14 protein-coding genes are annotated in these 16630 nt (G+C 71.6%); 3 read left to right on the forward strand and 11 right to left on the reverse strand.

Going from position 1 to position 16630, the window contains the following annotated elements; translation table 11 throughout:
• The first annotated feature begins 45 nt into the window (after nucleotides 1-45).
• The 3 genes from C7444_RS03360 (at nucleotide 46) to C7444_RS03370 (ending at nucleotide 3452) form a co-directional block, all read left to right on the forward strand.
• Nucleotides 46-1326: a DUF3422 family protein gene (locus C7444_RS03360; RefSeq protein WP_110399402.1), complete on the forward strand. Its 1281-nt coding sequence runs from the start codon at nucleotides 46-48 to the stop codon at nucleotides 1324-1326.
• A 107-nt stretch (nucleotides 1327-1433) separates the two neighbouring features.
• Nucleotides 1434-2219, forward strand: coding sequence for a sensor histidine kinase (locus C7444_RS03365; protein ID WP_170130611.1), 786 nt, complete (start codon nucleotides 1434-1436; stop codon nucleotides 2217-2219).
• Between the two features lie 3 nt (nucleotides 2220-2222).
• Entirely contained in the window at nucleotides 2223-3452 is a 1230-nt protein-coding gene (locus C7444_RS03370; RefSeq protein WP_110399404.1) for an ATP-binding response regulator, read from the forward strand.
• Here C7444_RS03370 and C7444_RS03375 read toward each other — a convergent pair.
• The 11 genes from C7444_RS03375 to C7444_RS03425 all read right to left on the reverse strand — a co-directional run bounded on the left by C7444_RS03375 (nucleotide 3435) and on the right by C7444_RS03425 (nucleotide 16598).
• Nucleotides 3435-6542 (reverse strand): efflux RND transporter permease subunit, encoded by a 3108-nt coding sequence (locus tag C7444_RS03375; RefSeq protein ID WP_110399405.1) that lies wholly within the window; start codon nucleotides 6540-6542, stop codon nucleotides 3435-3437. The two genes, C7444_RS03370 and C7444_RS03375, sit on opposite strands and share 18 nt — an antisense overlap.
• Complete coding sequence (locus C7444_RS03380; protein WP_245909388.1) at nucleotides 6542-7711, reverse strand: efflux RND transporter periplasmic adaptor subunit; 1170 nt, start codon at nucleotides 7709-7711, stop codon at nucleotides 6542-6544. The genes C7444_RS03375 and C7444_RS03380 overlap by 1 nt, the downstream gene beginning before the upstream one ends.
• 23 nt (nucleotides 7712-7734) lie before the next feature.
• Nucleotides 7735-9153, reverse strand: a complete 1419-nt coding sequence (locus tag C7444_RS03385; protein WP_170130612.1) for an efflux transporter outer membrane subunit — start codon at nucleotides 9151-9153, stop codon at nucleotides 7735-7737.
• A 155-nt stretch (nucleotides 9154-9308) separates the two neighbouring features.
• Nucleotides 9309-11045, reverse strand: coding sequence for a TRAP transporter large permease (locus tag C7444_RS03390; RefSeq protein ID WP_211317476.1), 1737 nt, complete (start codon nucleotides 11043-11045; stop codon nucleotides 9309-9311).
• A complete protein-coding gene (locus C7444_RS03395) occupies nucleotides 11045-11647 on the reverse strand; it encodes a TRAP transporter small permease subunit (protein WP_110399408.1) in 603 nt (200 codons plus the stop codon). The genes C7444_RS03390 and C7444_RS03395 overlap by 1 nt, the downstream gene beginning before the upstream one ends.
• Nucleotides 11648-11865: 218 nt before the next feature.
• The gene (locus tag C7444_RS03400; RefSeq protein ID WP_110399409.1) at nucleotides 11866-12519 is read right to left on the reverse strand and encodes a response regulator transcription factor; all 654 of its coding nucleotides are present in this window, start codon (nucleotides 12517-12519) and stop codon (nucleotides 11866-11868) included.
• A 31-nt stretch (nucleotides 12520-12550) separates the two neighbouring features.
• Nucleotides 12551-13987, reverse strand: coding sequence for a cache domain-containing protein (locus C7444_RS03405; protein ID WP_110399410.1), 1437 nt, complete (start codon nucleotides 13985-13987; stop codon nucleotides 12551-12553).
• A gap of 24 nt (nucleotides 13988-14011) precedes the next feature.
• Nucleotides 14012-14359: a protein tyrosine phosphatase family protein gene (locus C7444_RS03410; protein ID WP_110399411.1), complete on the reverse strand. Its 348-nt coding sequence runs from the start codon at nucleotides 14357-14359 to the stop codon at nucleotides 14012-14014.
• Between the two features lie 68 nt (nucleotides 14360-14427).
• Nucleotides 14428-14880: a GatB/YqeY domain-containing protein gene (locus tag C7444_RS03415; protein WP_110399412.1), complete on the reverse strand. Its 453-nt coding sequence runs from the start codon at nucleotides 14878-14880 to the stop codon at nucleotides 14428-14430.
• A gap of 118 nt (nucleotides 14881-14998) precedes the next feature.
• The gene (gene rpsU, locus C7444_RS03420) at nucleotides 14999-15211 is read right to left on the reverse strand and encodes a 30S ribosomal protein S21 (RefSeq protein ID WP_007833691.1); all 213 of its coding nucleotides are present in this window, start codon (nucleotides 15209-15211) and stop codon (nucleotides 14999-15001) included.
• 181 nt (nucleotides 15212-15392) lie between these two features.
• Nucleotides 15393-16598, reverse strand: coding sequence for a BaiN/RdsA family NAD(P)/FAD-dependent oxidoreductase (locus tag C7444_RS03425; RefSeq protein ID WP_110399413.1), 1206 nt, complete (start codon nucleotides 16596-16598; stop codon nucleotides 15393-15395).
• Nucleotides 16599-16630: the final 32 nt, after the last annotated feature.

Genomic DNA, 16630 nt, shown 5'->3' on the forward strand with positions numbered 1-16630 from the left:
CGGGCATCTTGCATGCAGGATCGCCGATCGATCCGGAGGAAACCCATGCACGAAGTGCATCCGCAGCGCGAGGCGCTGCACAACGAAGTCCATGCCCGCCCGCACGAGCGCCTGGTCGCGCCGCTGGCGCTGACCCATGTCGCCCTGGTGGGGGCGGCCGGCCCGGCCGCGCGTGAGCACCTGAACCACCTGCTGCACCGCCGCCACCTGCCGCAGGCCGGCGACGAGACCAGCCACATGAGCGTCGACCTGGGCGGCCTGCGGCTGCGCTGGGAGAAGCACACCGAGTTCCACACCGTCACGTTCTGGCGCAGCCTGGCGCAGCCGGACTGCGGGTTTGACCCGGCCTCGCTGCCCGAGGCCCCGCGCGAGTGGCTGCAGGGCCTGCCCGGGCAGTGGCTGGTGGGGCTGCACGTGCTGGTGCTGCAGCGCCAGCACGACGAGCCGGGCAGCGTCTCGACGCTGGTGCGCCGCAGCCTCGACGAGGACAGCCTGGTGGGCGCCAGCGTGATGGACGGCCAGCTCGACATCTACACCGACTTCCGCCTGCATGCCGACGGCTTCGGTCGCTGGGTGCTGGAGGTCGACGACATGAACCCGCGCCGGCTCGGCCGCGCGGTGCAGCGGGTGCTCGAGATCGAGACCTACCGCATGATGGCCATGCTGGGCCTGCCCGCGGCGCGTGAGGTCGGCGCCTCGCTCGGCTCGGCCGAGCGTGAGCTGGCCGACGTGGCCAACCAGATCCGCTCGGCCGGCAAGCAGGGCGAGCCCGGGCTGCTCGAGCAGCTGACCCACCTGGCCGCGAAGGTGGAGGGCGTCTATGCCCGCACCCACGCCCGCTTCTCGGCCAGCGCGGCCTACTTCGAGCTGGTGCAGAGGCGCATCCACGAGCTGCACGAGGACCGCGTGCACGGGCTGCAGACGCTGGGCGAGTTCATGGACCGTCGCCTGTCGCCGGCCATGCACACCTGCGCCTGGGCGGCCCGGCGCCAGCAGGCGCTGTCCGAGCGCATCTCGCGCACCAGCAACCTGCTGCGCACGCGCGTCGAGATCGAGCAGCAGCAGAGCAGCCAGGCGCTGCTCGACGCGATGAACCGCCGCCAGGAGGCCCAGCTGCTGCTGCAGAGCGCGGTCGAGGGCCTGTCGGTGGCGGCGATCACCTACTACGGCGTGGGCCTGCTCGGCTACCTGGGCAAGGGCCTGAAGGCCGCCGGCGTGCCCCTGTCGCCCGACGTGGTGATGGCCATGGGCGTGCCGGTCATCGCCTTGTCGGTCTGGTTCGGCATCCGCAAGCTGCATGAGCGGGTGCTGGCGTCGATGCACTGACACGCTCGCCGCCGCCGATCGTCCTCAAGTTCCGCGCCCCGGCGCCGATGAGCACGGGTCGAGCACCCGTGTCCTGTCCCCGGGTGCGCAGAACCAGGACGGTCTTCATGCAGGTCGATGCCACATTGCGGTCCGGCGAGGCCCCTGCCTCGTGCGATGGCCTGATGCCCTTGCGCGAGCGGCTCATGGCCACGGTGAGCCACGAGTTCCGCACGCCGCTGACGGTGATCCAGGCCAGTGCCGGCCTGATCCGCCGGCGTGTCGTGGGCCTGGCGGTCGAGGACCGTGACCGCCAGCGCCTGCTGGGTTCGTGCGAGCGCATCGAGCAGGCCACCACGTCGATGGTGGCCGCCATCGAGCGGGTGCTGCTGATCAGCCGCCTGTCGGCGGGCGAGGAGCCGCACACGCCGCGCGCGACGCTGCCTGGCGACGTGCTGCTGTCGCTGTCGGCCGACCTGCAGGCCTCGGCCGATCCGCCGCGCGAGGTGCTGCTGGACCTGTCGGCTGCCCAGCGCGTGGTCTGGCTCGATCCGCTGGTGCTGCGCCAGGTGGCCACGCAGCTGCTCGACAACGCCTTCAAGTATTCACCGCCGCACCTGCCGGTGCGCCTGCAGGCGGCCTGCGGCGCCGGCCAGCTGAGCCTGACCATCACCGACGAGGGCATGGGCATCGAGCCCGAGGACCTGGCGCTGATCTTCGAGCCCTTCCATCGCGCCGCCGCGGTGCGTGACCTGCCGGGCATGGGGCTGGGCCTGCCGCTGGTGCTGCAGCTGCTGCGCCTGGCCGGCGGTCAGATCGAGTTCGACTCGGCCCCCGGCCGAGGCACCACCGTGCGTGTCACCCTGCCCCTGGGCAGTGATCACCCGTCCGACCCGGACCAGGAAAAGAGCTGAGCCATGAACCAGAACCACAAGAGCGTGCTGATCGTCGACGATTCGGGCGTGGTGCGCGAGATCATGCGCGAGGTGCTCGAGGATGCGGGCTACGAGGTGTTCGAGGCGGCCCACGGCCAGCTCGGGCTGGAGCAGGCGCGCCGGCAGGTGCCCGACATCGTGCTGTGCGACATCAACATGCCGGTGCTCGACGGCTTCGGCTTCGTGCAGGCCGCGCGGGCCGACCCGCAGCTGCGCACCGTGCCCATCCTGATGGTCACCGCGATGGCCGAGCGCAAGTCCATGCGCCGGGCGATGGACGCGGGTGCCGACGATTTCCTGAGCAAGCCCTTCACGCCGGAGGAGCTCATCGAGGCCGTCTCCGGCCAGCTGGCGCGCCGCGAGCGCCACACTGCCGAGACGGCCCAGAGCCTGGACGTGCTGCGCGGCGCGCTGATGAGCACGGTGCCGCACGAGCTGCGCACCCCGCTGACCACCATCCTCGGCCTGACGCAGCTGCTGGTCGAGCGCGACGAGCAGATCGGCCGCGATCGGCGTCTGGACATGCTGCGCGACATCTCGGGCGCGGCCCAGCGCCTGTCGCGCACCATCGGCCGCTTCATGGAGTGGGCCGAGCTCAATGCGGCGGCCCCCGGTGCGCTGGCGGGCCAGCACCGGGCGTCGACGGGGGCGCTGGTCGAGCAGGTGGCCGATCCAGCCTTCCGCCAGCGTGTGCTGGCCGCGCTGCCGGCCGAGTTCGCCCAGCTGCCGCACAGCGACCGCATGCTCGCGGGGCGCATGTTCCGCTGCGAGGTGCCGGCGGCCGAGCTGGGCATCGGCCAGGACGACCTGCAGCGCCTGGTGGTCGAGCTGGTGGGCAATGCGGTCAAGTTCTCGGTGCCCGGCGCGCCGGTGGTGGTCGACGGCCAGAGCGATGGACGCCACTTCCTGCTGGACGTGCGCAACCATGGCCCGGCCCTGCCGCCCGACGTGCACCGCCAGCAGGGCGCGCTGATCCAGTTCGACCGTGGCCACCAGGAGCAGCAGGGCAGCGGCATGGGGCTGGCGCTGTGCCACCTGATCGCCCGCCGCCATGGCGCCTCGCTGCACTGGGTGCGCACCGATGGCGCGCCCAACACCGTGCGGATCAAGGTGCCGCTGGCGGCCCCGCCGACCCCGTCCGCCCCGCCGGGGCCGGTGGCGTCGCCACCGTCGCGGGGTGCGGCCCAGCCCTGGTCAAGGCCCGGGGGCTGACGCGCCGTCCGCCCCGGGGTTCGCCGCGGCGCGGGGCGGTCGGCGGCGCAGCCGGGTCGACAGCCCGATCAGGTCGTCGACGTAGGTGAAGGCCACCGGGATGACCAGCAGGCTGAGGAAGGTCGAGGTGACCAGCCCGCCGATGACGACGATCGCCATCGGCGCGCGGAAGCTCGGGTCCACGCCCAGGCCCAGCGCGATCGGCAGCATGCCCGCGCCCATCGCGATGGTGGTCATCACGATCGGGCGCGCCCGCTTGCGGCAGGCGTCGAGCAGCGCCTCCCAGCGGTCCAGGCCGTGCTCGCGCCGGGCCAGCACGACGTAGTCGACCAGCAGGATGGAGTTCTTGGTGGCGATGCCCATCAGCATGATCAGGCCGATCATCGAGGGCATCGACAGCGCCGTGTGCGTGACGAACAGCGCCAGGAAGGCGCCCGGGATCGACAGCACCAGCGCGGCCAGGATGGTCACCGGCTGCATGAAGTCCTTGAACAGCAGCACCAGCACGGCGTAGATGCACAGCACGCCGGTCAGCATCGCCAGGCTGAAGCTCTCGAACAGCTCGTTCATCGCCTCGGCGTCCCCGATGCTGGTCTGCATCACGCCCGGTGGCAGCTGCCGCAGGCCGGGCAGCGCGAGCGCCTGGCGCTCCACGTCGCCCAAAGCCTGGCCGTTGAGCTCGATCTCGAAGTTGACGTTGCGCAGCCGGTCGTAGCGGTCGATGCGGGCCGGGCCGCTGGCCAGCTCCAGCGTCGCCACGCTCGACAGCGGCACCGGTCCGCGCACGCCCGGCACCGGCAGCTGGCCCAGCAGGTCGAGGTCGGAGCGGGCCTGCGCGGGCAGGCGCACGACGATCGGCACCTGGCGCTGCGACAGATTGAGCTTGGCCAGGCCCTGGTCGTAGTCGCCCGCGGTGGCCACCCGCAGCGTGTCGGCGATCGCCGCCGTGCTCACGCCCAGGTCGGCGGCGCGGGCGCTGTCGGGGCGCACGACCAGCTCGGGGCGGACCAGGCTGGAGCTCGAGGTCACGTTGCCGATGCCCGGGATGCCCCGCAGCTCACGCTCGACCTGGCGGGCGTGCTCGCCGAGCGCCTCGCCGTTCTCGCCGGCCAGCACCAGCACGTACTTCTCGCTCGAGCCGCCGAAGCCGACCTGCACCCGCGCGCCCGGCAGGGCCTCCAGGTGCCGGCGCAGCTCGGCCTCGATGGCCTGCTTGCTGATGCCGGGGCGCTGGCTGCGGTGGGTCAGGTTCAGCGTCAGCACCGCCTTGCGCACCTCGGCCGCCCCTTGGGGGGCGAACGGGTCGGCGCCGGACGAGCCCCCGCCGATGGTGGTGTAGACCAGCCGCACGTGGGCCTGGCGGCGCACCAGCGCGCGGGCCTGCTCGGCCGCCGCACGGGTCTGGCCGAAGGTGCTGCCCGGCGGCAGCGTGACCGTCACCTGCGTCTGCGACAGGTCGTCGGGCGGGATGAAGCCGGTGGGCAGCAGCGGCACCAGCGCGAACGAGCCGACGAAGAACACCGCCGTGACGGCCACCGTGACCAGCCGGTGGCGCAGGCACCACTGCGCCCAGCGCAGGTAGAGCGTGATCCAGCGTGGAGGCGTCGGGGCATGGGTGATCGGGCGCATCAGGTAGGCCGCCATCATCGGCGTCAGCGCCCGGGCGACCACCAGCGAGAAGAACACCGCGATGGCCGCCGTCCAGCCGAACTGCACGAAGAACTTGCCCGCCACGCCGCTCATGAAGGCCGTGGGCAGGAAGACCGCGATCAGCGTGAAGGTGGTGGCGATCACCGCCAGGCCGATCTCGTCGGCCGCCTCCATCGCCGCCTCGTAGGGCGTCTTGCCCATGGCGAGGTGGCGCGAGATGTTCTCGATCTCGACGATCGCGTCGTCCACCAGGATGCCCACCACCAGCGACAGGCTCAGCAGCGTGACCACGTTGACCGTGAAGCCCAGCAGCTGCATCACCGCGAAGGTCGGCACCACCGACAGCGGCAGCGCGATGGCGGCCACCAGCGTCGCGCGCCAGTCGCGCAGGAAGAACCACACCACGATCACCGCCAGCAGCGCGCCTTCGTAGAGCAGGGTCATCGAGCCGTCGTAGCCCTCCTGCACCGGGTCGACGAAGTTGAAGGCCTCGACGACGCTGATCTCGGGGTGTTCGGCCCGCAGCTGCGCGACACGCGAGCGCACGCCCTCGGCCACGTCGATCTCGCCCGCGCCCTTGGAGCGCGTGATCTCGAAGCCGACCACCGGCCGGCCGTCGAGCAGCGCCGCCGAGCGCTGCTCGGCCACCGTGTCGCTGACCGTGGCGATCTGGTCCAGGCGCACATGCCGCCCGTCCGACAGCGTCAGCTCGAGCTGCGCCAGCTCCTCGGCGCTGGCGACCGTGGCGATGGTGCGCACCGCCTGCTCGGCCCCGCCGAGGTCGCTGCGCCCGCCCGGCGCCTCCTGCTGCACCTGGCGCAGCTGACGCGACACGTCGGCCGCGCTGGCACCCAGCGCCAGCAGGCGGGCCGGATCGAGCTCGACGCGCACCTCGCGGTGGACCCCGCCCACCCGCGTGACCGCTCCCACGCCACGCACCGACAGCATCTGGCGCATGACCTGGTGGTCGACGAACCAGCTCAGCGCCTCGTCGTCGAGCCGGTCGGAGGCCACGGTGTAGGTCAGGATCGGCGAGCCCGCGAGGTCGACCTTCTGGATCACCGGGTCGCGCAGCTCGGCCGGCAGGTCCGAGCGCACCCGCGCGACCGCGTCGCGCACCTCGTCGACCGCTTCCTGGGTCGGCTTCTCGAGGCGGAATTCGGCCGTGATGGTGACCGAGCCGTCCTGCACCTGGGTGTAGAGGTGCTTCAGGCCCTTGACCGTGGCCAGCGAGTTCTCGAGCTTGCGCGCCACCTCGGTCTCGAGCTGGGCCGGCGCCGCGCCGGGCAGCGAGGCCGAGACGATGACGCTGGGCAGGTCGATGTCCGGGAAGTTCTGGATCTTCATCGCCCGGAAGCCCATCAGGCCCGCGAGCGTGAGCAGCACGAACAGCAGCAGCGCCGGGATCGGGTTGCGGATCGACCAGGCCGAGACGTTCATCAGCGGCTCCCGGCCGGCGCGGGTGGCGCCGGTGCGGCCACGATCCGCACCGTGTCGCCGTCGGCCAGGAAGCCCGCGCCCTGGGTCACCACCCGGGCGTCGGCGGCGAGGCCGCCGGTGATCTCGATGCGATCGCCCAGGCGCCGGCCGGTCTGCACCCGGGTCTGCAGCACCTTGCCGTCGGCCCCGATCCGGAAGGCGTAGGCATGGCCGTCGCGCAGCAGCACGGCGGTCTGCGGCAGCGTCAGCGCCGCGCTGCTGCGGCCGACCGAGAACTCGCCGCGGGCGTACATGCCGGCGCGCGCCGCGCTGCCGGCGGGCAGATCGACGTAGACCAGCGCGAGCCGGGTGGCCGGGTCGACGGTGGGCGCGATCGAGCGCACCCGCGCCCGGATCGGCCGCCCGCCGACCGGCGTGACGTCCACCGCCATGCCCGGCCGGATCTGGCCGAGGTCGGCCGCCGGCACCTCGGCACGCCACTCCAGGCGCGACTGCCGGATCAGCCGGAACAGCTCCTGGCCCGGCTGGGCGATCGCGCCGACCGTGGCCGACCGGGCCGAGATGATGCCGTCGTCGCGGGCGGTGATGCGGGTCTGCGCCAGGCGCAGCGCGTCGGCGCTGCGCTGCGCCTGCAGCGCCTGCAGGCGCGCGCGCGCAGCGGTTTCGGCGGTCTGGTACTGCTCGAGCTGCTGGGCGCTCAGCGCGCCGCTGGGCTGCAGCGCCCGGGCCCGCTCGGCGTTGGCCTGCGCCTCGGCCAGGGTGGCATCGGCCTCGACGATCTGGGCCTGGCGGGTCTGCAGGTCGGCCCCCAGCAGTTCATGCTGCAGGCGGGCCAGCACCTGGCCCGTGCTGACCCGGTCACCGACCTGCACGTTGACCTCGACCAGCCGCAGCCCCTGGGTCTCGGCGCTGATGACCACCTCCTGCCAGGCGCTGATGTTGCCGTTGGCCGCCAGCACCCGGTCCAGCGCGCTCGACTGCGGTGTGCTCACCGTCACGGTCAGCGCCGCGCGGGCGGGCGACGACGCGGCCGGGGCGGCGGCCCGCGCGGCAGGCATCGGCAGCAGGGCTGCCGTCACCAGCAGGGACAGGGCGAGGGCGCCGGCGGGTCGCAAGGGCTGCGGCCCGGGAATCAGGCGTGGCATGGAGGCGTGGCGGGTCGAAGGCATGGCGGACATCGGTCGGGCGCGCTTCAGCGCGAGGCGGAGTTCGGGGGCGAGGCGTTCCAGCCCCCGCCAGCCGCGCGGTACAGCGCGATCCAGGCGTCGAGCTCCTCGCGCTGCAGGCCGAGCACCGCCGCCTCGGCCGACAGCGCCTGGCGGCGGGCTTCCTCGACCTCGATCAGGTTGGCCGCACCCAGGCGCATGCGTTCCAGCGTGGTGGCGTGGAAGGCCCGCAGGCCTTCGGCGGCGAGCCGGCTGTCGGCCTCGCGGGCCTGCCGGGCGGTGATGCGCACCAGCGCCTGCTCGACCTCGCGCACCGCCGTGCGCAGGCGCAGCTCGTAGCCGGCGCGGGCCTCGTCGTAGCGGGCGCGGGCGGCGTCGACCTGCGCGACGCCACGTCCACCGTCCAGCAGCGGCAGGGTCAGCGTCGGGCCGAAGCCCCAGGTCATCGCGTCGCTGGTGTCGCCACCGAGGCGCACCAGGCCCAGACCCAGGCTGCCGTTGATCGTCAGGCGCGGCCAGCGCGCCGCCTCGGCCACGCCGACCTCGGCGGCGCTGGCCTGCAGCTCGCTTTCCGCGGCGGCGATGTCGGGCCGCTGGGCCAGCACGGCCGCCGGCAGCACGGGCAGGCCGAAGGGGGTGGCACCGGGCAGCTCGGCATGGCGCTCGGCCAGGCGCTGGCTCAGGTCGGTCTCGGGCAGCGTGGTCAGCAGCACCAGGGTCTTGATGCTCAGGTCGTTGAGGGCCCGCTGGGCGGTCACCCGCTCGCGGGCCTGCGCGGCCGAGGCGGCGGCCAGCCGGGCGTTGGCAGGCGATTCGAACCCCACTTCGGCGCGGCGCCGGGTCAGGTCCTCGAGCGTGCCCAGCGACTGGCTCTCCTGCTCCAGCAGGCGCAGCAACTGCTCGCCGTGGCGCAGCTCGACGTAGACGCCGGCCAGGTCGGCGGCCAGCGACACCCGCGCGTCATGCCAGCCGTATTCGGCCTGGTCGGCGCGGGCCCGGGCGGCGGTCTGGCGCTGGCGCACCGCGCCGAAGAGGTCGACCTCCCAGGTGGCGTCCGCCCCGACGCTGGCCTGGGTCAGCGCGATGAAGCTGGTGCCGCTGTTGGAGGCCCGGCCGAGCTGCGCGCTGCCGTCCAGCCGCGGACCGGCTTCGGCCCGGGTGCTGCGCTGGGCGGCACGGGCCTGGCGCAGCCGGGCAAGGGTCTGGGCGATCGCGGGGTGCGCCGTCTGGGCCTGGGCGATCAGCAGCGGCAGCACCGGATCGTTCAGGCGCGCCCACCAGAGCGCCAGCTCGCCGGGGCTGCCCTGATGCGGCAGCGTCGCCTGCCAGCGCGAGGCCGGCGGCGGCGCAGGCTCGGGCAGCGGCGCCGGCGTCATCGCGCAGGCGCCCAGCAGTCCGGCGACGAGGGCCAGCACGATCCGGCGTGGCAGCGAGGGAGATTCCATGTGGGCATGCATCGAGTGCGCGCAGCTTAGCAACAAAGTCACCGCACGCCGGCGATCGATGCGGCCCGGTCGTGCCGTTCTGCCCGGCCATGAAAAAAGGGCCTGCATCGCAGGCCCTTCCAGGGCGTGACCGGGGTTGCCGGTCCGGTCCGCGATCAGGGCTTGCTGCCCTCCTTGGGCAGGTCCTTGAAGGCGGCCATCGGATCCTCTTCCGCGGCCGAGGCCCCGGCTTCGCTGGCCGGTGCGTCCATGCCCAGCGTCGGATCGGCCACGGCGCCTTCCGGATCCTGCTGCGCCTCGATCTGCACGTTGTCGACGTTGATCGCCTCCTGCTTGCCCAGCCCGCCCGACACCAGGGCGGGGAAGGCGATGATCAGCGCGACCATGATGATCTGGATGATCACGAAGGGGACCGAGCCCCAGTAGATCTCGCCGGTGGTGACCTTGGCGGTCATCTTGCCGGTGACGCGGTCCTTGTAGTCCTTGGTCGGGGCGACGCTGCGCAGGTAGAACAGCGCGAAGCCGAAGGGCGGGTGCATGAAGGAGGTCTGCATGTTGACCGCCAGCAGCACGCCGAACCAGACCAGATCGATGCCCAGCTTGTCGGCGACCGGGCCCAGCAGCGGCACGACGATGAAGCTCAGCTCGAAGAAGTCCAGGAAGAAGGCCAGCACGAAGATCAGGATGTTCACCACGATCAGGAAGCCGACCTGGCCACCTGGCAGGCTGGTGAGCAGGTGCTCGACCCAGTGCGGCCCGTCCACGCCCTGGAAGGTCAGGCTGAAGACGGTCGAGCCGATCAGGATGAAGACCACGAAGCACGACAGCTTCATCGTCGAGTCCATGGCCTGGCGCATCAGGTTCATGCTCAGGCGCTGGCGGCTCACGGCCATGATCAGCGCACCGACGGCACCCATCGCGCCGCCTTCGGTCGGCGTCGCGATGCCCAGGAAGATCGTGCCCAGCACCAGGAAGATCAGCGCCAGGGGCGGGATCAGCACGAAGGTGACCCGCTCGGCCATCCTCGACAGCAGCTTCAGCCCCAGCGCCTTGTTGAGCACCGACAGCACGAAGGCCACGCCCACGCCCACGCACATCGACACGACGATCAGCTCGTCGGTCGGCGTGCCTTCCGGACGGGTCTTGGCGAAGGTCACGGCCAGCGCGGTCGACAGCAAGGCCAGCAGGCCCAGCGAGGGCAGGCCGGAGTCGCCGTTGTCCTCGCGGATGGTGCGGGCTTCCTTGGGCAGCGCGGGCACCCAGGTCGGACGGAAGATGGCCACCAGCACGATGAAGCCGACGTACAGGCCCGTCAGCACGAAGCCGGGGATGAAGGCGCCCTTGTACAGGTCGCCCACGCTCTTGCCGAGCTGGTCGGCCATGATGATCAGCACCAGCGACGGCGGGATGATCTGCGCGAGCGTGCCCGAGGCGGCGATCACGCCCGAGGCGATGCGGCGGTCGTAGCCGTAGCGCAGCATGATGGGCAGCGAGATCAGGCCCATCGAGATCACCGAGGCCGCCACCACGCCGGTGGTGGCCGCCAGCATCGCGCCCACGAAGATCACCGCGAAGGCCAGGCCGCCGCGGATCGGGCCGAACAGCTGGCCGATCGTGTCGAGCAGGTCCTCGGCCATGCCCGACCGTTCGAGGATCAGGCCCATGAAGGTGAAGAACGGGATGGCCAGCAGCGTGTCGTTCTGCATGATGCCGAAGATGCGCAGCGGCAGGGCCTGGATCAGCGCGGGGGGCAGCAGGCCCAGCTCGATGCCGAGAAAGCCGAAGGCCAGGCCGCAGGCACCCAGCGAGAAGGCCACCGAGTAGCCCATCAGCAGGAAGCACACCAGGCCCAGGAACATGATCGGGGCCATGTTGGCCGACAGGAACTCGATCACAGTGCTGCTCCCTTCTTCTTCTGTTCAGCCGCGAGGATGGCCTCGGCCAGTTCTTCCTCGGCGGTCTTGGCGACCTTCTTCTCGGTCGGATCCTCGACCAGGCCCTTCAGGAAGGCCACCCGCTTGATCAGCTCCGACAGGCCCTGCAGGCCCAGCAGCGCAAAGCCCGCGGGCACCAGCGCGAACACCGGCCAGCGGATCAGGCCGCCGGCGTTGGAGGACATCTCCTGGGTCACGTAGGCCTGGATGACCAGCGGCGCGACCAGGTCGACGACGACGATCACCAGCGGGAACAGGAAGCAGACGATGCCGAAGATCTCGATCTTGATCTGCACGGGCTTGCTGAAGCGGCTGAGCACGACGTCGATGCGCACATGCTCCTGGCGCAGCATCGTGTAGCCCGCGCCGAGCAGGAACACCGCGGCGAACAGGTACCACTGGATTTCGAGAAAGGCGTTCGAGCTGGTGTTGAAGACCTTGCGCACCACCGCGTTGAGCGCGGAGATGACGACGGCGGCCAGCACCAGCCAGGACACCGACTTGCCGACACGCTCGTTGAGCGCATCGATCCATCGGGACAATTGCAGCAGGGCAGTCAAGGAGAGCCTCCGGGGGGGAAGTACGGGAAACGGACGGAAACGGACGCAATCGGGCGCGTGGCGGGGGTGGCGTTGCAGGCCGAACGGCCCCGACGCTGGGCTCACATGACACCTGAAAAGCCCTGCCGATCCCATCGGGTGTTTCGACTACGCGGCACTACGCAGGGGCGGCGGCGTGCTGCGCGCGTGTCATTCCGGGGCCGTGCGGCCCGGCGTGTTCAGGCGTCGTGCGGGGCGCTGGTCGGCGTGGCGGCAGGATCACCCGGCGAGCCCGAGCGCTGCACCGCGTAGCGGATCAGCTCGGCCTGGCCGCAGATCTTGAGCTTGCGGCGGATGTTCTGGCGATGGGTCTCGACCGTGCGCACGCTGAGGTCGAACTGGGCGGCGATCTGCTTGCTCGACAGGCCGCGGCCCAGGCAGGCGAGGATGTCGCATTCCCGCTCGGACAGCAGCGGCCGGGGTTCTTCGCTGCGCCGCGTGGCGCGGGCGAGGGCGGCGCTGAGGTAGTGCCCGCCGGCGGCGATGGTCTCGATCGCCGCGAGGATGTCGGCCGAGGGCGCGTCCTTGAGCACGTAGCCGCGCGCGCCGGCCTGGCGGGACTGGTGCACGTACTCCGGGTTGTCGTACATGCTGAGCATCAGCACCGCCAGCTTCGGGTGGGCGGCGGTCAGCTCGCCGGTCAGCGTGATGCCGCTGTCGTTGCGGATGTTCACGTCCATCAGCACCAGGTCAGGCGCCAGCGCCTCGACCTGCTGGCGGGCCTGCTCGGCATCGGCGGCCTCGCCGACGACCTCCAGATCGGCCTGGGCCGCCAGCACGGCCCGGATGCCCTCGCGCACCAGGGCGTGGTCGTCGACGATGAGGATGCGCATGGGATGGGGTTCCGGCAGGGAGGGGAGGGGTTCAGCCCTGGTGCCGCAGCGCGCTGGCGGGCACCTCGGCGATGACGCGGGTGGCGCCCGGGCGGGAGCGGATGTGCAGGCGGCCGCCGACGGACTCGAGCCGCTCGTGCATGTTGCGCAGGCCGATGCCCCGGTGCGGGTCGCGGCGCACGGCCGCGACGTCGAAGCCCGCGCCGTCGTCGAGCACCGTCAGCCGCACGCCATGGGGCAGGTAGATCAGGCGCACGTCGACGCGGGTGGCGCCGGCGTGTTTCTCGATGTTGGTCAGCGCTTCCTGGGTGACGCGGAACAGCGTGGTCTTGACCGCCTCGGGCAGCTCGTCCGGCGAGCCACGGCGCCTCAGGAAGAAGGCCAGGTCGGCGTGTTCGGCGAACTCCTCGCCCATCTGCTTGAGCGCGCTGGGCAGGCCCAGGGTGTCGAGCAGCGCCGGGCGCAGCCGGTGCGAGATGTTGCGCACCTCGGCCAGCGCCTCGTCGATGCGCAGGCGGGCGCGGCCCAGCGTGTCGGGCACGGGCTGGCCCTGGCGCTGCAGCAGGCTGATGCCGCTGTCCATCAGCAGCTTGATCGACACCAGCGTCTGGCTGGTGCTGTCGTGCAGCTCGCGCGACAGGTGGGCCCGTTCGGTCTCCTGCGAGCGCACCACCTGCCGGGCCATCAGCCGCAGCTGCGCGTCGGCGGCGCGGTATTCGCTCAGGTTCAGCGCCAGCGCGCTGCCCCCGACCAGCACCACGGCCAGCAGCGCGATGCCGGCGATCCAGCCCATCGTCACGCGGATGTTGCTGCCGCCCTGGTGCTCGAGCTGGTCGAGCGTGGCCTGGATGTCGTCGAGGTAGAGGCCGGTGCCGACCATCCAGCCCCAGCGTTCCAGGCCGACGACGTAGCCGAGCTTGGGGGCGGCCAGGCGGGTCGACGGCTTGTTCCAGACGTAGCGGTAGTAGCCCTTGCCCTCGCGGGCCCGGGCGACCAGGGCCTGAACGACCGGCAGGCCGTTGCGGTCGCGCACCTCCCAGAGGTTGCGCCCGACCAGCTCGGGCTGCGGCGGCAGCACGATGCAGCGCCCGCTGTAGTCGTAGGTGAAGAAGTAGCCGTCACCGCTGCTGTAGCGCAGCGAGTTCAGGATGCGGATGGCCTCGGCCTTGGCGGCGTCGTCGTCGCGGCCCGACTCGTAGATCGGGCCGATCATGCTCATCGCCAGGTCGACGTAGCCGCGCAGCTCGGCCTCCTTGCTGGCCAGGTAGGCCGACTCCACCAGGGCCCGCTCCTGGCTGGACAGGTCCTGCGCCTGGAAGCGCACGGCCAGCGCGATCACCAGCACCGAGACCAGCAGCGGCAGCACCGCCAGCAGCAGGATCTTCTTGCGCAGGCGCGGCGTGGCGGCGGTGGCCGGATCGGCCGGCGGCTCCCGCTGCGGCGGCGGCTCGGGCACGGCGTGTTCCATGCGGTGCCCGGCGCCGGTCCGCTCTCAGGCCTGCGAGGCCGCGACGAACAGCCGGGTCGAGCGGGCGCCGCTGCGGCAGAAGGCCAGCAGCGGGCGGGGCAGCTCGGCCAGCAGGCGGGCGAACTGCTCGATCTCCTGCGGGCTCTGGTAGGCGCCCGCGACCGGCAGGTGTGCGTACTGCAGGCCCGCGGCCCGCGCGGCGGTCTCGATCTCGGCGCTGGTCGGCTGGCTCGGGCCGCCCTCGAAGTCGGGCCGGTTGTTGATCACGCTGCGAAAGCCCGCCGCCGCGACCTCGGCCATGGCCGACGGTTCGAGCTGGGGGGCGACGCAGACGTCGGGCGCGATGGCTTGCAGGGGCAGGGAGGTGCTCATGGTCGGGGGCGGGCAGGACCGCGTTGGGTGGTGGCAGCGGCGGGAACGCTCCCGCCGCAGTGCGCAGCTTACTGCGCCGGCGCCAGGGCCCGCTTGACCGCGGCCGACACCAGCCCCAGGTCGGCGTTGCCGGCCAGGCGCTGCTTGGCCGCCCCCATGACCCGGCCCATGTCGCCCGGGCCCTTGGCGCCGAGTTCGGCGACCAGCGCGGTGACGGCGGCCTGGACCTCCTCCTCGGACAGGCGGGCGGGCAGGTAGACCTCCAGCACGGCCAGCTCGGCGCTTTCCTTGGCGACCAGGTCGTCGCGGCCGGCCTGGGTGAACTGGGTGATCGAGTCCTTGCGCTGCTTGATCAGCTTGTCGACGATGGCGATCACGGCCGCGTCGTCCAGCGTGATGCGCTCGTCGACTTCCTTCTGCTTCATCGCGGCCAGCAGCAGGCGGATCGCGCCCAGGCGCTCGGCGTCCTTGGCGCGCATGGCGGCCTTCATGTCTTCGGTGATGCGTTCCTTGAGGCTCATGGCGGGTCCTTCCGGGGGGGGGGTGAGAAGTGCGCAGGCACTGCGCAAACGCAAGAAGCCCGCAACGGCGTCCCGTGCGGGCTTCTGCAGACAGCCGGCGCTCGCGCCGACCTTCCGATCAGTACAGCTTCTTGGGCAGCTGCATCGAGCGAACGCGCTTGTAATGGCGCTTCACCGCTGCGGCCTTCTTGCGCTTGCGCTCGGCCGTGGGCTTCTCATAGAACTCACGGGCGCGCAGGTCGGTCAGCAGACCCAGCTTTTCGATCGTGCGCTTGAAGCGGCGCAGGGCCACGTCGAACGGCTCGTTTTCCTTGACACGGATGGTCGTCATGAACGGGAAAATCCTTCAGTTGATCCTGTCGGTGGCTGGCGCAGGGCGAAACCCTTATATGAACCAGGTGCTTGAACCATGGGTTCGAGACATTTCCATGGGTTCGCGACAACTCGACAGGCAATTTTTGCCAGCAAAGCCTAGGATTATAAGCACAGCAGGATTTTCTGCACGTGCTTTTTCAATCCGATGCTTTCAGGGCCCGGGCGCAGGCCGCCGCGCTGGCCCAGGCCCACTGGAAGTTGTAGCCCCCGAGCCAGCCGGTGACGTCGACGACCTCGCCGATGAAGTACAGGCCCGGCTGCTGCTGGCTCTCCATGGTCTGCGAGCTGAGCTGGCGGGTGTCGACCCCGCCGGCCATGACCTCGGCCTTCTTCCAGCCTTCGGTTCCGGCCGGCACCAGCGACCACTGCTGCAGGCGCTGGCCCAGCGTCTGCAGGTCCTTGTCGCGGCAGTCGGGCATCGGGCGCTGGGCCGGCAGGCCCTGCTGGGCCAGCCAGGTGTCGGCCAGCCGGGTCGGCAGCAGCTGCGCCAGCTCGTTGCCCAGCTGCCGTCTGGAGCCCAGCTTGGCCTGCGTCAGCAGCGCCGCGACATCCTGCCCGGGGGCGAGGTCGATGCGGATCGGCTGGCCGGGCTGCCAGTAGCTCGAGATCTGCAGCACGCCCGGCCCGCTCAGGCCGCGGTGGGTGAACAGCAGGTCCTCGAGGAAGTCGCCGCCGCCCCGGCCCTTGCCGGTGCTGATGCGCACCGGCAGCGCCAGCCCCGACAGCGTCACGAAGGGCGCCCACTGCGAGGCGTCGAAGGTCAGCGGCACCAGGGCCGGCCGGGGCGTGACCAGGCGGTGGCCGAACTGCTCGGCCAGGCGCAGGCCGAAGTCGGTGGCGCCGATCTGCGGGATCGGCAGGCCGCCGGTGGCGACCACGACCTGGGGGGCGTTCACCACGCCCTGCGCGGTGTCGAGCTCGTAGCCGCCGCTGCCGTGGCGCACCTGCCGCACGCCGCAGCCATGGCGGCGCACCACGCCGCCGGCGTCACATTCGGCCAGCAGCATCGTGATCACGTCCTCGCTGCTGCGGTCGCAGAAGAGCTGGCCGCGGTGCTTCTCGTGGAAGTCGATGCCGTGGCGCTGCATCAGCGTGATGAAGTCCGCCGGGGTGTAGCGCGCCAGCGCCGAGCGGCAGTAGTGCGGGTTGTCCGACAGGAACTGCACGGGCGTGGCGTCGCGGTTGGTGAAGTTGCAGCGTCCGCCCCCGGAGATGCGGATCTTCTCGGCCACCTTGGTGGCGTGGTCCAGCAGCAGGACCTTCAGTCCGCGCTGGCCGGCCATGCCGGCGCAGAACAGGCCGGCAGCGCCGGCACCGATGATGACGGCGTCAAATGATTCCATCGCCGGATTATCGGCGGCCGCGGGCGGCGCCC

The sequence above is a fragment of the Sphaerotilus hippei genome, assembly GCF_003201595.1.
Classification (GTDB): Bacteria; Pseudomonadota; Gammaproteobacteria; order Burkholderiales; family Burkholderiaceae_C; genus Sphaerotilus; species Sphaerotilus hippei.